Here is a 16,387-nt window from a genome sequence, read left to right as displayed (position 1 = left end):
CCCCAATCTCGGGTTGCCGCGCCCACCGGCTCGCGCTAGAGCCGGACGATGTCCATCCCCGGCTCCAACGTCAGCATCGAAGGTCACGCCATCGTTTCGGTGGACGGCATGATTGCCGCGGCTGACGGCAGCATGCCGCCAGCGCTGCGCAACGAGGCCGATTGGCGCATTTTCCAGGCAGCGCTCGATGCGGCGGTGCTGGTGGTGCTTGGCCGGCTTGGTCATGAGCGTCATCCCAATCCTGGCCGCAGGCGCCTAGTGCTGACCCGTTCCGTGCAGGCGTTCGAGCGCGATCCCGGCGATTCCCTCACACAGTTGTGGAATCCTGCCGGGATCGGCATCGCGGACGTTCTCGCCCGGCTCGGCATCGAGCAAGGCACCGTCGCTGTCACCGGCGGCACCGGCACGTTCGACCTGTTCCTGCCGCTGTACGATCGCTTTGTGCTCTCGGAGGTGCGCGAGCTGGAACTGCCCGATGGCATTGCCTGCTTCAGCAAGGGCCACCCGAGGCTCGTGCTGCCCGGCGCGGGCCTCGAAGCGCGCGACATGGAACTGATCGATCGCGGCGTACTGCAGACGCAATGGGTCCGGCCCTAGCCCTTCTGTGAAACATTGAGCCGCTCGAGGCGTTCAGCCCGGAGTATCCTCTCGAAAGGAGGCTCCGATGCACGGTCAGGTGAGACACCGAAGAGTAGCTGTCGGCCCGATCGACACGTTCTTTCGCGAAGCCGGACCGCCCGACGCGCCGGTCATCCTGCTGCCTCACGGGTATCCCTGCTCGTCTTATGAGTTCCGCAACCTGATGACCCGGCTGGCCGACCGGTGGCGGCTGATCGCACCGGATTTCCCCGGTGCGGGCTACAGCAGCGATCCTGTCGATTTCGACTACAGTTTCGACGGCTATGCCGAGTTCCTCGACCGGTTCGTCGAAACACTGGGTCTCCGCCGGTTCGTGCTCTACCTGCATGACTTCGGCTCGCCGATCGGCGCCCGCCTGGCGATCAAGGCGCCCGAGCGGATCCTCGCGATGATCCTGCAGAATGCCGACGTGCCTTATGAAGACGCGCTGGGCCCGAAATACGCCGAGATCGAACGGACGTGGGACCTGCCACCGGAAGAGATGCGCGAGGCGTTGGCCAAGGCCATCAACAAGGCCACCTTCAGGCAGGAGTTCGAGAACGGAACGCCGGCAGGCATCATCGATCGCCTGCCTCCAGACCTCTGGGAGCTGCACTGGACGCTGATGACGCCACAGCGCAAGCAGATCGCGACGAACCTCCTCGCCGGCCTTAAGCAGAACCGCGCCTGGTTTCCGCAGCATCGGCACTATCTCAAGACACATCGTCCTCCTACGCTGATCGTTTGGGGACCGCACGACGAGTACATGCCTGAGATTTCGGCGCGCGCCTATCTGCGCGACCTCCCCGATGCCGAACTGCACCTGCTGGATGGCGGCCACTGGCTGCTCGAAACCCATCTCGACGAGGTCGTCGACATCGTTCGCCGCTTCCTCGAGCGAGTCGCCCCTGCCGAAGACGCATAGGCCTCATCGGCACGAGCATCTTGACGATGTGGCCCGCCCTCCCTCACTTGCTCCGGCCCACCTCCCAACGTAGTCGCAGATGCCAGCTCGCCGTATTGATCTCGCCGCCAACCTCGCTGCGCTCGCAGCGGGGGCGCTGCTCTCGCTCATGGTCCACCTCAATGGCGAACTGGCCCGACAGGGCGGCGCGCTGTTCTCGTCGTGGATGGCGCACGGCACCGGGACAGTCGCGGCTCTGCTGGTGATTCCGCTGTGGTGGAAGGCGATCCAGCGCAGCGGCGCGCCGCGTGCGGCCATTCCGCTATGGGCTTATCTCGGCGGCTTTGCCGGGGCGGTGACGGTGATCATGACCTCGACGGCGGTGAACTCGTCGTTGGCGCTTTCCGGCACGCTGGCGCTCGGCCTCGCGGGCCAGATCGTCTTCAGCCTCGCCGCGGATCGCTGGGGGCTGTTCGGCATTGCCAGGCGACGCTTGCGACTGGGCGACGCCGTGGCGCTCGCCCTGATCGTCGCCGGCAGCGCACTCGTGATCTGGGGGAGCCTATGATCGAAGCGGTGGTGCTTGCCTTCGTCGCCGGCGGACTGGTCGGGGTCAGCCGCCAGTTGAACGGCCGGCTCGCGGTCTCGACTTCGGCGCTGTTCGCTTCGTTCTGCAACCACCTGGTCGGCTTCGTGCTGCTGACGGCGATCGGCCTGGTGATCGGCGGCCTCCTGCGTGACGGCGCCTTCTCGGGCCCTTGGTACATCTATTTCGGCGGGCCGGTCGGCGTGGTGTTCGTGGCGCTGAGCAGCTGGATCATCGGCCAGATCGGCGCCACTCGCTCCACCATGCTGATCATCGCCGGCCAGGTGCTGGGCGGCGTGGCGCTCGATTGGGTGCTGACCGGCAAACCGGTGTCGCTGACGGCGCTTGGTGGCATCGTGTTGATCGTCGCCGGTGTATTGGTCGCGCAGCGCCAGCGCGGGCCAGCGAACTGACGCCCCCCGCAGTCGCATCGCGACAATCGTCCGGCCTGAGAGCAACGCCCGTGGCGGCAACCCGGACGGCGCGCGCCGAACGTGGCCTGTCAGCCAGCGCCTTCAGCGCGAGCGTCAACCTGTACAACGTCCCTTTTGACTAATCGCCGGAGGGCTATCGCTTTGCCAGAGCCCGACTTGAAATAGCGCTCAAGCTCGCGCGCATGCTCCTCGGTCTCCACCGCGACGTAGGATTTCAGCACGGCAGGGATGTGAGCGAGTGTTGAATCGACCTGACCGGCCTGATGCGAGGCGAAGCGCCGCCTCAGGTCGTTGGTTGAGCCGACGTAGATATCGCCATTCCTCAGTTGAAGGAAGTAGACGTACCACATCGAACACTGCCTCCGTCTGCCGCGGTTCAGCTCCGGAAGACCATGTCTCCCTGCGCTGCTGCGCAGCTTCGGGAGATCACCCTGCGCCCTGTGGTCTCCGGGTGGCCTGCCACCCGAAGCCCACAGGGCGCAGGGTGGCGGGTAGGGAGCCCGCCGATCCGCCGTTTTCTGCGTCTTCTGATCGCTCAAATGCCTGCGGTGACATCAGAAATCACTATAGTCGTTGTGACGGTTATGATAGCCGTTAGCGCGAAATGGCCAGGAACAAACTCACTGAAGCGCGCTGCAAGTCCCTCGCCGAGGCTGGCGTTTATGGCGACGGCGACGGCTTGTGGCTGCGTGTCCAGCGCAGCGGGTCCAAGAACTGGATTTTCATCTATCGTCGTGGCAGCGCGAGGGTAGAGCTCGGCTTGGGCGGCTACGGCCGCGGCACGGCCCCGGTCTCGCTCGCCTTGGCCAGAGAGAAAGCCGAAGCGATCCGCCAGCAACTGGCGCGTGGCGAGGACCCACGGGCGACTAAAGCGCCCTCCGCAATGCCAAAAACGTTCGGGGAATGCGTAGAGGACTTGTTGCTCTTGAAGGCGTCCCAACTGCGCAACGCCAAGCATTTACATCAATGGGAAATGACGCTGCGAGACTACGCCAAGCCGCTTCATGGAATGCCTGTCGCGGATGTGTCTGTCGACGATGTCGTGTCTTGCCTTACCCCGCACTGGACCGAACGCCAGGAAACGGCGGATCGACTGCGCGCAAGAATCGCTGCGGTCATCGACTATGCACGCGCTCGAGGGCTGCGCTCGGCGGGTAACCCGGCTCAGTGGCGGGGGCTGCTCGACAAGTTGCTTCCAGCACGCAAGGATCTGCAGCGCGGGCACCACCACGCCGCCGACTACCACCACGTTCCAGCCATATGCACCGGCCTCAGAGCGTCGACCGGCGTCTCGGCCAGGGCGGTGGAGTTTCTTGTTCTGACTGCGGCACGCAGTGGAGAGGCCGGCTGCGCTACCTGGTCCGAGTTTGATCTTGAGAAGGCCATCTGGACCGTGCCCCCGGAACGGATGAAAATGCAGCGTGAGCACCGGGTTCCTCTCTCACGACGAGCGGTCGACATCGTCCGAGCGATGAAAGAACGCTCCATGGGTTCGTATGTCTTCAGTGGTGAAAGGGATGGGCGACCCGTATCCGACACAGCCATGGTCAAGGCCTTACGTCGGGCATCGCCGGACAAGTCCGCTACGCTGCACGGGTTGCGAAGTTCGTTTCGAGATTGGGCCGGCGACGAAACACAGCATCCGAGAGAGGTTGCCGAGCAAGCCTTGGCTCATGTTGTGCAGGGTGTTGAGGCTGCCTACAGGAGAAAAGACGCCCTCGCAAAGAGACGATCGCTCATGAATGACTGGGCGGCCTTCTGCTCCCCGGAGTAGCGAGTTTTTTATTCATAACCCACTGAACGCATATTTACGCATGTAGGTGTATCGCGGTTCGCTTGTTGCCTTCACTGATTTTGGAGGCAGAAACCGTGAATGCATCGAACGATAACTTCCGCCCTGCGCTGATCTCCCTCAACGAGATTTGCGCCACCCTGACTGTCAGTCGCACCGCGGTAAACATCCTGCGTGCGGCTGGAGACTTCCCGCAGCCGGTAGAGCTCGGCGAGCGACGTATAGCCTTCGTCCGCGACGAGTTCGACGCTTGGCTACAGGCCCGTATCAAGGCAAGGCCGAAGGCCGCCTAGCCCCCCCTACCCCACCATCCCACAAGGAGTCCGCGATGCGGATCGTAAGAATTGATCCGGTGGTCGATCCGTCGACCGCCGGCGGCGTTGTCGCGCACGTCGACGCTCAAATCGGCGGAGTCCGGCTGAAACGCATGATCCTCAAGCGCAATATGGCCGGCGAGTACCGAATATACCCGCCCAAGATGCGGGGTCTGTGCGTTGCAGACATCGACAAAGGACTTGCGGCGCAGATCACTGACGCCGCGGTGCGAGCTCTTACCGGAGGGCGATTTGCCCATGGCGTCGACCACGACTGAGAAGCAGCCTAAGTCAGCACCTGGCGATCCGGTACCGCAGCTGAACTTGTTGGTTATGGCGACAGTCGACCATCGGCTTAGCCGAGGCGACTTAGGAATCCTCGGTCGCCTCATCAAGCGTTTCAAGAAGTCGAAGGGAAATGCCTGGGCGACGCACGAACTGCTCGCCGAGCAAGCGCATCTCAGTGGTCGGCAGGTCATTCGGTCGCTGCAGCGCCTCGCAGAGCTCGGTTACGTCCAAGTTCTCAGCAAGGGTGTTCGCGGCCGCGGTAGCGTGTACCTCCCCTCTTTCCACCTAGTTTTAGGTGACATTGGTGTCACGGAAACGACCCAGAATATGGGTGACATCGCGGTCACGCCATCCGTCACTTTCCCTGACATAGAAGGCACCGATTCAGCCAAAAGGGGTGACTCCTATGTCACCCCCCCTCACTTACGTCTCGCACCTACGGGTGCGCAGACGTTGAGTGAGTCTCCTTTGGAGTCCCCCACGTCTGCACCACCCCGCGCCCCTGGCGGGGCGGAGGTGGATGCCGTGGGGTTTGAAAGGGTTTGGGAAGCCTACGGCGTTCGAACAAAGAGGGCGCAGGCCAAAGCCACCTTCGCCGGCCTGAGTGACGTAACTAAGATCCTTGACGAGATCGTCGCTGCAGCGACCCGCTGGCACGAGCACTACGAAGCGCAGGGAACGCCCGCCAGGTACCGAAAGCAGTTGCATACGTGGTTGAAGCGGGAATGCTATCTGGAGGACCCGCCGTCTTGGCAAGTACCCGCATCCGCGAAACCCGCGCGGCCGGAGCCTACCCCTTCACCCGAGGCCGAGGCTGCTCCCCAGCACTGCCGCATTGTATCAGCGACGGTGAGCGACGGCGATGAAGGAAGCGTGCTGAGCCTCACCCTGCAACCGGTAACCGGCGGAGCACCGATAGTTCGGTATATGCGACACCAGACATGGGAAGCGGCAGAGGTCGACGCGCTGTTGTCGGCCACGGGCTTGAAGGCAGGCGACGACAGCGACAAGCTCGAAGGGCGCGAGGTGCTGGTTGCTGGCCGGTGGTATCTGCCAGCGCCGGCCAACGACAACGACGGCGAGGCGGCAACAGCCGCCTCTGCCTAACTCGCTAGGTTTACTGGCCCAGCGTGAGTGTGTTGCCTAGGCCGTATCGCCGGCCGAGATCCATCAGAGTGTTGCCCTGCGGCGCAGCCGGCCTTGCCATCAAAGCCCGGATAATCGCGGCTTGGCTGCCGAGCTCATGATAGCCTTGGCTCTTCGCGAGGAACTGCAACATAGCTCGCTGCTCGCCGCCGGATCCGCAGTACGTCTTCGCGGCGTGGTCGATTACCACTAACAGATCATCGTCGAGCAGCCCCGCACCTATGCGGAGCTGGTCATGGTTCGACCTGGCGTCGCCGGGTGCGATGAACACGGCCCCACTGGTCGGCTCATCCCAGATCGACGATGTGATGTGGGAAAGCGTCGACGTAAGGCCGGCCCAGCGATCGGGGTAGGACGGCAGGTTGTGACCTGTAAGTCTGAACATTAGGGTTTTCATTCGGGTGGTCCTTTCTGGACACGGGACAGCATGAAGGCACGTTGCGTGCCCGGCCCTCCCTGGATGAGCGCAAATACCCGCGCCTCCGACCGAACGATTCGTACTCTAGCGCATCTTGGCGCCTCTGTCGTGTTCCTTGTTCGTTCTCCACAGAGATAGAGATATGAACAAAATAGCGACAACCGATCGGCGACGCTGACTTGCCGCATGTAGGTGTATCGCGGTTCGCTTTCCTTAAGCTGCACTCCGCCTGGGAAATCACCATGACCGCCAACTTTGCCACGACGCGTAGACACGCTGACCTCGAGCCTTACCTGAAAACCATCGCCTCGTTTCTAGCGGCCATGGAGACAGACGAACTGCCTCGAGGATCCGCGGCAAACGACAACTGCCGGCACGCGTCAGTGGTCGACGTCAACCCCGCCCCCATGAGGGCCGAGGATCTACTGGGCGCGTTCGATGCGGGAGCCATACGGTTTGCGGCTACATCCCGGCGCGCCCTTCAGTTCGTACGGGGAGACGACGGCGAACTTGAACCGCGTTCCTACGTCATCCCGGCCGGGGCGATAACCCACGTTTGGGGTGATCGCGTTACCCAAGACGCGGGCCGCGTGCGGAAGTCCGAGGCAAAGTCGGCGGTAACGGCGGACAGGGCCCGGCTCGATTGGTTCTGCGTCAAGCTTCGCGCGGTGCCGCCGGCTCGACCGAAAAGGGTGATGTCACGTCGGAAACCGGCCGATCCAATCGACTGGGGGCAGTTCTCCCATGTCCGCGGCAACGTTCCTCTCGATGAGGCTCGCGCCGCGTGCGGACTGCCTCCGATTGATCGTTGCCCGCTGGCAGGTTTGCCGTGGGAGCCAGACCCGGAGAATCTCTTCGTCGGCATGGTTGCGGGGCGCGGTTCTCGCCGAGACGGCGCGCGCAACCGGACACACACTCGCCGGCCAGACCCCGAGAGTTATGTTGGCGATGCCGCGCTAGTGGACCGCCTGGCACTCGAGCAGTTTCGAATTCGTTATCCTGCGCACTATGCGGTTCTGGAGTCGGCCATGACCGCCTGCAGCATGGGCGACTTGGTCGGCAGCAATGACCACAAGTCGGGCAAGCGGAAGTGGGTCGCGGCCGCCGAAGCCTTGCAAGAATTTTTGGCTGCATAGCCCGGAAACACGATGTTGCCGCCCATTATAGGTTGAGGGTGCTCCGCAGCGGCACCTTCTCGCGCTCGTTTGGCAAAGGCGAGCGCTAGAGCCGCACCTTGGCGCCTGCTCGTGCGCTGGGTGCGGCTTTTCTCATCCCTTAGTTCGCGATTTTCGCAAACCGCCGGAAGGCGGTGCGGCGTGTAGCGCACGGCCATAGTGGTGGCGCCGCCGTGCGCTCCGCCGCGACCCATTCGAGGAGTCACCCCATGCGACCAACCCTGCACGCGTCGATACTGGCCATTTCAATGGCGACCGGCGTTCGCGTGGGTCGCGTTACACATGCGGCCAGGCAGCTGCAGCAGGCTGGGGTACTGCCGACTGCGGTCGGCGCATCGAAGCGTCGATTGCGACCAAATCAGTTTGCGGCACTCACAATCGCCGCGGTGCTCGACGCTCCGCTGCGATCATTGGCCGAAGCAACAGCGGTCGTGCTTCACCTACGCAACGCCGACCGCACCTTCGGTAGCGCCTTGGCGCATGCCTTCGAGCACCGTCGGCATGTGACTGCCACGGTCGACCTCGGCGGCGCCTTCGCGACCGTCCGCCGCGCCGACGGCTCGGAAGAAGTGTTCGGCCGCCAACCCAGCGCGACCGCCGTACGCCGGCATTGCGAAATCCCCGCAGCCGTTTTGCGCGAGCTAATTCGCCGCGCCGACTGCACAACCACCGGAACAATCAATTGAGATTCCCAGATCCCACCCAACTCGCCCCTGAACTGGTCTCCCTGCGCGCGAAAGAAGCAGCCCTTTCCGAGAGATCGACCCCTCTTCACGAACAGCGGCAACGGCTGATCGAAGAACTGCGTGACGCCCCCGTCGTCTCGCTCGATACCCCACCCGAGCAGGCGGCGCGAACGCGAGTTGCGCACTTGCTAGGGCAGGACGCACCGCCCTCCCTGGTTCCTACGAAGGACAGGTTACGAGACGTCAACCGGGAGCTTGCCGACCTGGATGCGGCTATCGCCTTGCTTGGCAATGACATACATGCCGCTTATCGCAAGGCCTCAGTTGCCGCCCAAGAGGCGATGGCGAGCGAGTACCAGAAGCGAGCGGCCGCGGTCGCGCATGCCCTGATTCAGGCTCACAGCGCTAACTTTGCGCTACGCCAGTTTGTCGAACTCTTCGAGGACGCTGGTTTTAGCTCCGGCAATTGGAACCAGCTTTTTCCGTCCATCCTCGGCGGCCACAAGGATCCGCACTCGAGCCTGGCCTATACGCTGCGCGAGTTCGCGGCCGCCGGCGTAATCAAGAATTCCGAAATCCCCCTGGAACTGCAGTATGCGTAACTTACCCATCCACGTTGAGCGCCCTTATGGCGCCAGCCACACCGCTTATGCGCGCATGGGCGGCGGGTTTGGCGGGCGCCCCCAAGGTCGCCTTGTTAACGCGCTTGTGGCGCAGGACGGGAGCGAGATTGCCCGGCCGGCACTGCAGGGTCTTGCCGCTCTCTATGGGGTGCCGTTCGTCCCAACGGTTAAAGGGGCCTCTGGGCTTCGCTTTAGACTGCAGGCTGGCGCCCTGGATATTGCCGCGGTGCGTCTCCTGGTGGACCATGACGACCAGAATTTGCACGGCTCGACCGGCAGCGGGCTCACGTTGGCATCATCGTCCTACGGCGTGGCGTTCCGTTTTCCCCTCACCCCCGACAATGGCTTGGTATTGAGCGCACTAGTGGCGAGCGGAGGCCGGGATGCCGTGTCAGTCGGCCTTGATGACATCTACGGCTTCACCGACCAGGACGAAGACGGCGACATTTTCGTGATTACAAAAGCGAAGCTCACCGAGATCAGCTTGGTGAAGTCCGGTGCATGCGCTGCAGCCTTCGCCTCCGTGGTCGATCTAGATAACGAAATGGCCGAGCTAAGGGATACACTGGATAGCCCCGGCTTCCGCTTTGATCGCCTGGCTGCCAGTTCCGCCAGGCTCGAACGACTCTCGGCCAGAGTCCGGCGCCTCGAGCGGGAGATCGAGGGCGACGCAGACACAATGGGCGAGTGGTCTCTAGCCGCTTCCAACAGGCATCAGACTGAAGTTACAGCCTCGCTGCAGGAATGGGCGCTGGCGCACTCGGCGCTCTGGTAGGTGGCTGCGCATCAGCAGAGGAGTGGCGTCGAGATGGCCCGGCCTCTGCGGATCGTGCGCCAAGCTCGATTGCTGGAGGTGTGGCTTTGCGACCGCAGCGCACATTCGACGACCGTGGGGCTTGGGAACAAGCCCGACATGTGGCTGGATAACCGACGTCAGTTTGAGGCGCCTAGCAACGGGAGAGGAACCATTGAATTCTGAGGGCGGTATAGTCGCGGCAATTGAAGATGCGAGGACACGACACGAGGCAATTCTGAACCTGATCCTGATAACGGATCAGCAGGCGATGACCCTCTTAGGCTTCTATCTGACCTTGGCTACGGCGACAGCAACGGGACTGGCCGCTGCCTTCGCCCCGGCTAGTCCTATTCCAACTATAGCCGGTTGTGCCCTCGCCAGCGCAACCATGTCATTGCTGATAGGCGCTGCCCTTTGCTTTGTTGCCATGAAGATGACGCGCGTGAACGCACCTGGCAAGGCTCCAGACTTTTGGTTGTGGGCAATCAAGAACGATGGGGTCAGCTTGCAGACGGCTGCCGTCGCGTATCTAGACCAACTCAATCCCATGCAGGACGCGAACCGCGACCTCAATCTGCGAACCGCGCGTGCACTGTGGGTGGCCAAGATATTCGGCATGGCCACACCACTTGTCGCACTAATCGGAGCCGGTACTGGCTTGGCGATCGGCGCCTAACGCTTCTGGATTTTGCTCGGGTCGCCGCTCTTCACTTCCATCCGATCCGGCGGCGGCGGAGGAGGCGGGGGTGGTTCCTTGGGTTTGTCATCGTTGGCCACTAAATGGTACTCCGCTTTGGTTCAGTGGGTAACTAGGGATAGAAGGTCAGCCACCAACATGTAGGTGTAGACGACATATCTGTCGGCCTCCGACCTTGTTGCTATTTGAGCATGGCTTCCCTTCTGAGCGGCCTCAAAAGCAGCGTCCAGGCGGTCTCCCAAAAAGGAGAGATTTGACCCGACGATGGCCTCGAATCTTTCAGATGCCGCATTGTCTTCAACGAAAGCCACAAGGCGGTTGATGTAGTTATCGACGCCAAGCTTTATCGATTTTGTCTTCCCGTTAATTTCCACAACACGGTCAGCTTGAGGGGGAAAAAGCACATCCGCTAGGTCCTGAAGAATGCGTCGGCAGCTATGGACAGCGTTTGCCCAATCCTCGGGATTGTCGGACGCGAGGTTCTCGTAGATCGACGCAAATTTCTCGACAGATTTCGGCACCGCGTCGCCGATAGCATCGTCGACCGATGTTCTTAGACGAGAGAAAATGTCGTCAGCAATTCCCGAGAATCGCAACTCCTGATACTTACGGCTGACGTATCCGTGTACAAACCCGCGACTTCTGGCAACAAGTGCACTGTCCGTTCTGATCACATTCCTTAGGCTTGTCCGTTCTTTGGTGTTCCCCGCTGGACTCCAAACGTATTGGCTCGGATTTGAAGATGAGATTGCAACGTCGGGGTCTCGGGCAGCTTCTATAGCAAGGCGAGACGTAACTATTCGCTCTTCTAATGTACTAATTGCGTCAGTGTACGCCTTCTCGACCTCCTTTCCTTCTTCTGTCTCGACAACTACACGTCCGGCCAATCGAGCAGCCTCGAAACGATCGGGCGGCAACAGCTTTGCTCCGGTCGAGTAACCCGAGGCTTCGCATTCAAATGCCAGTCGGTAATCGTCGTCGGAAAGCAAGCGTGCCAGTCTCGATGCCTTTAGCATCACCGCGCTCAGCGGAATTCGAGTCAATTCTATATCGGTCAGAGTTTCCTCAGCGAGCGTGAGGGCTTCAGCTAGCGCCTTCCGGGACATTGTCTGCATGGTATCGTGCACGGGTGTCTCTGCATGGGAGGGGGTGGGTCTGATCTCTACGACCGCGCCGATCGCTGGCCGCCGCGCCCCCACTACGCGCAGCGCCGCGATTGAAATGTTGAGGTTACAAAAAGTAACTAATGGACAGCGGTCGGTTCAGAGGACTGGCCTTTGTTGATCTTTTGCCGTTCTCCACCCACCCCCTCCTTAAGGTTGTTAGCCCAGCCCCATCAGTGCGGCGAGCAACATCCCGACCTTGTACAGGATGCCGCCGAGTAGCTTGGGCACAGCGAACGCCAACGCTGTGGCGAGCCACTTCGGCAGCAGTGGCTTCGTTGTGATTTTGGGCACGCGGCGCTTGGTCACGACAGACTCCGTCATTGAGAAAAAACTCAATGCGGAGAGCGCTTCGCTTTTGTGCGCTCGATTCGGTTACTGCTGCAAACGAAATAAGGCAGGCGCCCACGCCTTCAATGTTCGCGGTACGTTCGCCACAAGTCGGCCGGCGTCCAGGCAAATTCTCCTTGCAGAGTGGCTAGCCTTCTCTGACATAAGCACGCGCAGCCTTGGCTTTCTCAAGCAGGTGCTGGTCGGGGCCCCTTCCGACGAGCTTACGTCTGCCGCCTAAGCAAAACCGGCGCCGGATATCCCTCGAAATCCTCACCCCCTCCCAGCCTGTGATTGCTGCGTACTTTTCTGCTTCCTGAGCCTGCTCGTCGGGATCTCGGGTGACTTCGAAGGTGTTCCGAGATTTCAAATTGGCAGTGTCTATCTCGCTTCGCAAATCGTGTAGTCGGCGAGTCAGGCGAGGCGGAAATGACCTCCAATCGTCATTCGACGGGTAGGAGCCGAGAGTCGGAAGCACGATCATGCTCGGCACGCTGCCTTGGTCCCGCTCGTGACCGTTCATTGCGATCATCTGCGAGCATGCTTGGGCATATTGCTCAAGGGTATCGACGATCAATTGGGCACTCTGCCGGCGCGCACGCCCGTCTAGCCGCCCTCGGTCCAGCCACTCTTTCAGGAGTCCAAAGAGCGCATTGAACACCGCTGTTGCTAGACCCGTGATCACGCCGAACTGAATTAGGGTCCAGATGTTTCCATCCAAGGCGACCGGCGCTGAACTCAATTGTTGCTCCCGCATAGTTCCTTACAAGGGGCGTCATCGCCGTCGCCGTCGAGCTTCCCGCCCCATGAGCAGTTGTAGAGGTAGTACTCGGCCTCCTCGCACGAGCCGATCTTGCCGCAGGTTTTGCGCGGCTGGCACGACCAAGATTGAGAGACTTCGGTCGGAACATAGATTGATGGGTCTGGCGCGCTAGTCGGTCCTGCCAACTCAGCGCTACTGCGAGGGAAGCGAGAGCAATCAAGTGCCGCGCACCCGCTCGGAATTGACCAAGGCCTCGCCGAGCCTAGTTAGCGTCTGCTCCACCGACTTGCCGGCCGCGTCCGCCAACGCGGCCCCGCCGCCGCCACAGGCGAAGCCTGCGTCACCTTGAGAGTGCCCCAAACCAGATACCGTGCTCCCCAGCAGCCGGCCCTGTTTGCCATCGACAGTGATCGATGCGACGATCTCGACGTCTGTTTCGATGCCTGCCGTCCAGAAGCCAGGCACGACGCGCAACCGGCCATCGACAGACTCGCCCCGCACAACGATCATTCCGCGTGCGCCGCGCTTTCCCAGCTCTACCCTGTCGACAGGCGTTTGAACTACCTCAATTTCCGCCACGACGTTTGTAAGCGTCTGACGCACGGACTCCGCAAAAGAGTTGGATAGCTGAAGCGGGAAAGTATGTGCAGAGCAGTTGAAGTCGGAAGGCTTTATTGGCCGGTCGAGTGGTGCCGCCTCCACGTACAATAGGTATTTTCCGGGCAGCTTTCCGTCGTACGAAGAGTACACATTGTAAGAGCCCACAGCGATCGGCTTGGCTGCGTAGGAGCAGCCGCCAACAATAAGAGACGCGGCGACAGCCGCAACAACAGCCAACTTCATTGGAACCCCCATCCCTTGGGCTAATGAAGCACGTCAAACCGAGCGCCGCAATACTGGCGTTCACACTCGGTTAACCCGTCAGGACATTGCTATGCCTCCCGATCCCGACCGCATCGCTGCGGATCTCGCAACCCATTGTCGTGCGCTTATCTCAACGGGCGCCGATCCCGACGACCTTGCTATCCAGCTCTGGGTGGAGGGCTCACGCCTTGCGCTCCTCAGCTACTCACCCACGCAAGTCGCGTTGTTATTGCGCCAGGCTGCGGACGCTCTGGAGCGTGCTGCGAATGGATGACTCGACCAAGCTCATCATCGTGCTCGAGGCCCAGTCTAAAAAGCTCCAGAATTCCCTCGTGCAGCTCAATCGCCAGATTGACCGGTTCGCCGCACAGACCGAGCGGCGCTTCGTGCAGATGAACGCTCGCAACGCTGCTTCATTCGAGCGTCTGAATTCGTCGGTGAAGGGGTCGCTGGGCGGTCTGCAGTCGCTGCTCGGCCCCGTCATCGGCACCCTCGGCGTCCGCGAAATTATCCGCTTCTCGGACGCCTGGACTGAGGCCGGCAACAAGATCGCCGCCGCCGCGCAGGTGAGTGGGCAACAGGCCCGCTCTCTCGATGAACTCAAGAACAGCGCCAATGGCGCACGCCAGGAGTTCGGCGACTACGTCGACCTGTACGCCCGCCTGCTGCGCGCGTCACCCAATGTGGCCGCCACCGAGCTCGAGGTGGCTCGCGCCACCGATATCGTCGCCAAATCCCTGAAGGCTGGCGGCGCCTCGGCGCAGGAGCAGGCCGCAGCGCTGATCCAGCTTGGCCAGGCGATCGGTTCAGGCTTCCTGCAGGGCGACGAACTGCGCTCGCTGCGCGAGAACGCGCCCCTCCTCGCCAAGGCGATTGCCGAGGAATTTGGCGTCACCATCGGCGAGCTCAAGGAGCTCGGCGCAGAGGGGAAGATCACCTCGGACCGCGTCTTCAAGGCGATCCTGAAGGGCGGCGCCGACATCGAGGCCGCGTTTAACGCGACCCAGTCGACCATCAAGGATGCGTTCACCCGCATCAACAACGAATTCACCGCCTACATCGGCACCGCTGGTGTCGCGACCGGCGCCACCCAGGGCCTCATCGATGCCCTCAACTATGTAGCGGAGCACTTCGCTGAGTTGGCGCCGGTAGTTGCCAACTTCGCGGCCATCCTGGCTGGCGCATTTGCCGGCCGCCTTATCATCGTTCCGATCGTGCAAGCCACGGTTGCGCTTGGCGGCTTCCTTGCCGCCATGGCAAGCGGCACGCTCACCGCGGTTAGCTTCAGCGCAGCGCTCGGCCCTATCGCCATTCTCGCCGGCGCCGCAGCGGCCGCTTACGCCCTGATGGTATACGCAGAGGGTGATGCCGCTCGTGCCGCCGATGCTCACACCAAGGCAATTGGTGAGAACCAGACTAAACTGGATCTTGCCCGAGACTCCTCGGACGAGTTTCGCGCTGCTCTGCAGAAGCAGATTGCCGTCCAGCTAAAAGCTGCTTCGGTCGCCCTCGGTGAAGCTCGCGCGCAGGCCGCAGCGGCCCGCGTCAAGGCGCAGGCGCAGGCTGATTATGTGTACAAAGTCGACCGCCTCATGGGCGTGTCCGATGAGAAGATCGCGCAGCACCAGAAGGAGTACTGGGACGCCATCGTCGGCGACTCCGAGACCCGACTGGCCCAGGCCGAAACCGCGTTCGCCGATCTGCTGCGCCAGTTCAAAGAGATCGACGCGATCCGCCTGACGCCAGAAGGCACGGGTGATCGGCCGAGCGGCACCGGGAGTGGTGGCGGCGACACCGGCAAGCCGAACGAGTACGAGAAGGCGCTCGAAGCGATGCGGAAACGCACCGCTGACTTGCAGGCCGAAACTGCCGCGCAGGCGCAGTTGAACCCGCTGGTCAATGACTACGGCTTCGCTCTCGAGCGAGCTCGCGCAGAACAGGATCTGCTGAACGCCGCCAAAGAAGCCGGGCTGATCAAGACGGCAGAAATGTCGGCCGCAACACCAAAGTTGCGATCGGCGATCGACCAACTCGCGGCAGGTTACGCGCAGGCGACCGTCGAGGCCGCCAAGCTCGCCGAGAATCAGGACAAGGTCCGCGAGTCCGCGCAGTTCATGCGCGACACGCTCAAGGATGCGACGTCGTCCTTCATCCAGGATTTGTTGGACGGGAAAAGCGCCGCAGAAGCGCTGTCGAACGCGCTGGTTGATGTCGGAAACCGGCTAATCGGGCTCGGCCTGGATACTCTGTTCGGCAAGGGCGACAGTTTCGGCCTGGTCGGGCAGTTGTTGGGTTTTGCGAGCGGCGGTTACACCGGCGCCGGTGGCAAGCACGAGCCCGCTGGCGTCGTCCATAAGGGCGAGTACGTCTTCGACCAGGAGGCCACGCGCCGCATCGGCGTGGGCAACCTTGAGGCGATGGCGGCCGGCCGCCTGATGGGGCCGCCGAGCGGCGCGGTGGCCGTGCGTGGTGGGGGCGGAGTGACTGTTGACGCCCGCACCACAATCAACGCGCCCAATGCTGACGCGGCCGGATTGGCTCGCCTGGAGGCGATGATCAAGCAGCGCGATGCGGAATTTCCGTCGCGAGTAGTTGGGGCCGTGCGCCGCGCAAAAGCCACGCGCAACTTGTAGCTACCGCGATTTATCGGCCGGCGATCCCGTTGCTGGTCCCAACGGACCGGTGAGTTCATCCAGCGTGTAAGCGCGGCCAGACGTGTCGTGGATTATGATCCGCGCCCAGCCCCGGCGCTCTTCAGCTCGTGATACTGCACTACCGCCGCCTCTGGGG

14 protein-coding genes are annotated in these 16,387 nt (G+C 62.0%); 9 read left to right on the top strand and 5 right to left on the bottom strand.

From position 1 onward, the window contains the following. Nucleotides 1–48: 48 nt before the first annotated feature. The 4 genes from APS40_RS20995 (at nucleotide 49) to APS40_RS20980 (ending at nucleotide 2,521) form a co-directional block, all read left to right on the top strand. Entirely contained in the window at nucleotides 49–597 is a 549-nt protein-coding gene (locus APS40_RS20995; protein WP_055048896.1) for a dihydrofolate reductase family protein, read from the top strand. Between the two features lie 67 nt (nucleotides 598–664). Beyond that, entirely contained in the window at nucleotides 665–1,543 is an 879-nt protein-coding gene (locus APS40_RS20990; protein WP_055048895.1) for an alpha/beta fold hydrolase, read from the top strand. Between the two features lie 79 nt (nucleotides 1,544–1,622). Beyond that, complete coding sequence (locus tag APS40_RS20985; RefSeq protein ID WP_055048894.1) at nucleotides 1,623–2,090, top strand: DMT family transporter; 468 nt, start codon at nucleotides 1,623–1,625, stop codon at nucleotides 2,088–2,090. Beyond that, complete coding sequence (locus tag APS40_RS20980; RefSeq protein ID WP_055048893.1) at nucleotides 2,087–2,521, top strand: DMT family transporter; 435 nt, start codon at nucleotides 2,087–2,089, stop codon at nucleotides 2,519–2,521. The genes APS40_RS20985 and APS40_RS20980 overlap by 4 nt, the downstream gene beginning before the upstream one ends. A gap of 89 nt (nucleotides 2,522–2,610) precedes the next feature. On the opposite strand, the gene APS40_RS20975 is transcribed toward APS40_RS20980, so the two are convergent. Continuing rightward, on the bottom strand, nucleotides 2,611–2,892 hold the full coding sequence (locus tag APS40_RS20975; RefSeq protein ID WP_055048892.1) for a GIY-YIG nuclease family protein: 282 nt from the start codon (nucleotides 2,890–2,892) through the stop codon (nucleotides 2,611–2,613). Nucleotides 2,893–7,884: 4,992 nt separating this feature from the next. Here APS40_RS20975 and APS40_RS25040 point away from each other — a divergent pair. The 4 genes from APS40_RS25040 to APS40_RS20930 all read left to right on the top strand — a co-directional run bounded on the left by APS40_RS25040 (nucleotide 7,885) and on the right by APS40_RS20930 (nucleotide 10,456). Next, entirely contained in the window at nucleotides 7,885–8,361 is a 477-nt protein-coding gene (locus APS40_RS25040) for a hypothetical protein (RefSeq protein ID WP_156343030.1), read from the top strand. Further along, a complete protein-coding gene (locus APS40_RS20940) occupies nucleotides 8,358–8,963 on the top strand; it encodes a hypothetical protein (protein WP_055048885.1) in 606 nt (201 codons plus the stop codon). Before APS40_RS25040 ends, APS40_RS20940 begins: the two co-directional genes overlap by 4 nt. Next, a complete protein-coding gene (locus APS40_RS20935; RefSeq protein ID WP_055048884.1) occupies nucleotides 8,956–9,759 on the top strand; it encodes an HK97 family phage prohead protease in 804 nt (267 codons plus the stop codon). The genes APS40_RS20940 and APS40_RS20935 overlap by 8 nt, the downstream gene beginning before the upstream one ends. 193 nt (nucleotides 9,760–9,952) lie before the next feature. After that, nucleotides 9,953–10,456: a hypothetical protein gene (locus APS40_RS20930; RefSeq protein ID WP_055048883.1), complete on the top strand. Its 504-nt coding sequence runs from the start codon at nucleotides 9,953–9,955 to the stop codon at nucleotides 10,454–10,456. A gap of 122 nt (nucleotides 10,457–10,578) precedes the next feature. Here the strand turns inward: APS40_RS20930 and APS40_RS25225 are convergent, their stop codons facing one another. The 4 genes from APS40_RS25225 to APS40_RS20915 all read right to left on the bottom strand — a co-directional run bounded on the left by APS40_RS25225 (nucleotide 10,579) and on the right by APS40_RS20915 (nucleotide 13,576). Then, nucleotides 10,579–11,604 carry an AbiTii domain-containing protein gene (locus APS40_RS25225; RefSeq protein ID WP_197279378.1) on the bottom strand — a complete coding sequence of 342 codons (1,026 nt, stop codon included), beginning with the start codon at nucleotides 11,602–11,604 and terminating at the stop codon, nucleotides 10,579–10,581. A 195-nt stretch (nucleotides 11,605–11,799) separates the two neighbouring features. Continuing rightward, nucleotides 11,800–11,949, bottom strand: a complete 150-nt coding sequence (locus APS40_RS25035) for a hypothetical protein (protein ID WP_156343029.1) — start codon at nucleotides 11,947–11,949, stop codon at nucleotides 11,800–11,802. Between the two features lie 169 nt (nucleotides 11,950–12,118). Beyond that, on the bottom strand, nucleotides 12,119–12,712 hold the full coding sequence (locus tag APS40_RS20920; RefSeq protein WP_055048882.1) for a hypothetical protein: 594 nt from the start codon (nucleotides 12,710–12,712) through the stop codon (nucleotides 12,119–12,121). Between the two features lie 237 nt (nucleotides 12,713–12,949). After that, entirely contained in the window at nucleotides 12,950–13,576 is a 627-nt protein-coding gene (locus APS40_RS20915; RefSeq protein WP_236884149.1) for a hypothetical protein, read from the bottom strand. A 287-nt stretch (nucleotides 13,577–13,863) separates the two neighbouring features. On the opposite strand from APS40_RS20915, the gene APS40_RS20910 reads away from it, so the two are divergent. Beyond that, complete coding sequence (locus tag APS40_RS20910; protein ID WP_055048881.1) at nucleotides 13,864–16,230, top strand: tape measure protein; 2,367 nt, start codon at nucleotides 13,864–13,866, stop codon at nucleotides 16,228–16,230. Nucleotides 16,231–16,387 lie beyond the last annotated feature (157 nt).

The sequence above is a fragment of the Devosia sp. A16 genome, assembly GCF_001402915.1.
Classification (GTDB): Bacteria; Pseudomonadota; Alphaproteobacteria; order Rhizobiales; family Devosiaceae; genus Devosia_A.
This window is presented reverse-complemented; position numbering and strand designations above follow the sequence as displayed.

Bases quoted from the DNA above. Each gene is read 5' to 3' on its own strand.
- APS40_RS20995 (WP_055048896.1), top strand. From the start codon at position 49: ATGTCCATCCCCGGCTCCAACGTCAGCATCGAAGGTCACGCCATCGTT.
- APS40_RS20990 (WP_055048895.1), top strand. From the start codon at position 665: ATGCACGGTCAGGTGAGACACCGAAGAGTAGCTGTCGGCCCGATCGAC.
- APS40_RS20985 (WP_055048894.1), top strand. From the start codon at position 1,623: ATGCCAGCTCGCCGTATTGATCTCGCCGCCAACCTCGCTGCGCTCGCA.
- APS40_RS20980 (WP_055048893.1), top strand. From the start codon at position 2,087: ATGATCGAAGCGGTGGTGCTTGCCTTCGTCGCCGGCGGACTGGTCGGG.
- APS40_RS20975 (WP_055048892.1), bottom strand. From the start codon at position 2,892: ATGTGGTACGTCTACTTCCTTCAACTGAGGAATGGCGATATCTACGTC.
- APS40_RS25040 (WP_156343030.1), top strand. From the start codon at position 7,885: ATGCGACCAACCCTGCACGCGTCGATACTGGCCATTTCAATGGCGACC.
- APS40_RS20935 (WP_055048884.1), top strand. From the start codon at position 8,956: ATGCGTAACTTACCCATCCACGTTGAGCGCCCTTATGGCGCCAGCCAC.
- APS40_RS20915 (WP_236884149.1), bottom strand. From the start codon at position 13,576: ATGAAGTTGGCTGTTGTTGCGGCTGTCGCCGCGTCTCTTATTGTTGGC.
- APS40_RS20910 (WP_055048881.1), top strand. From the start codon at position 13,864: ATGGATGACTCGACCAAGCTCATCATCGTGCTCGAGGCCCAGTCTAAA.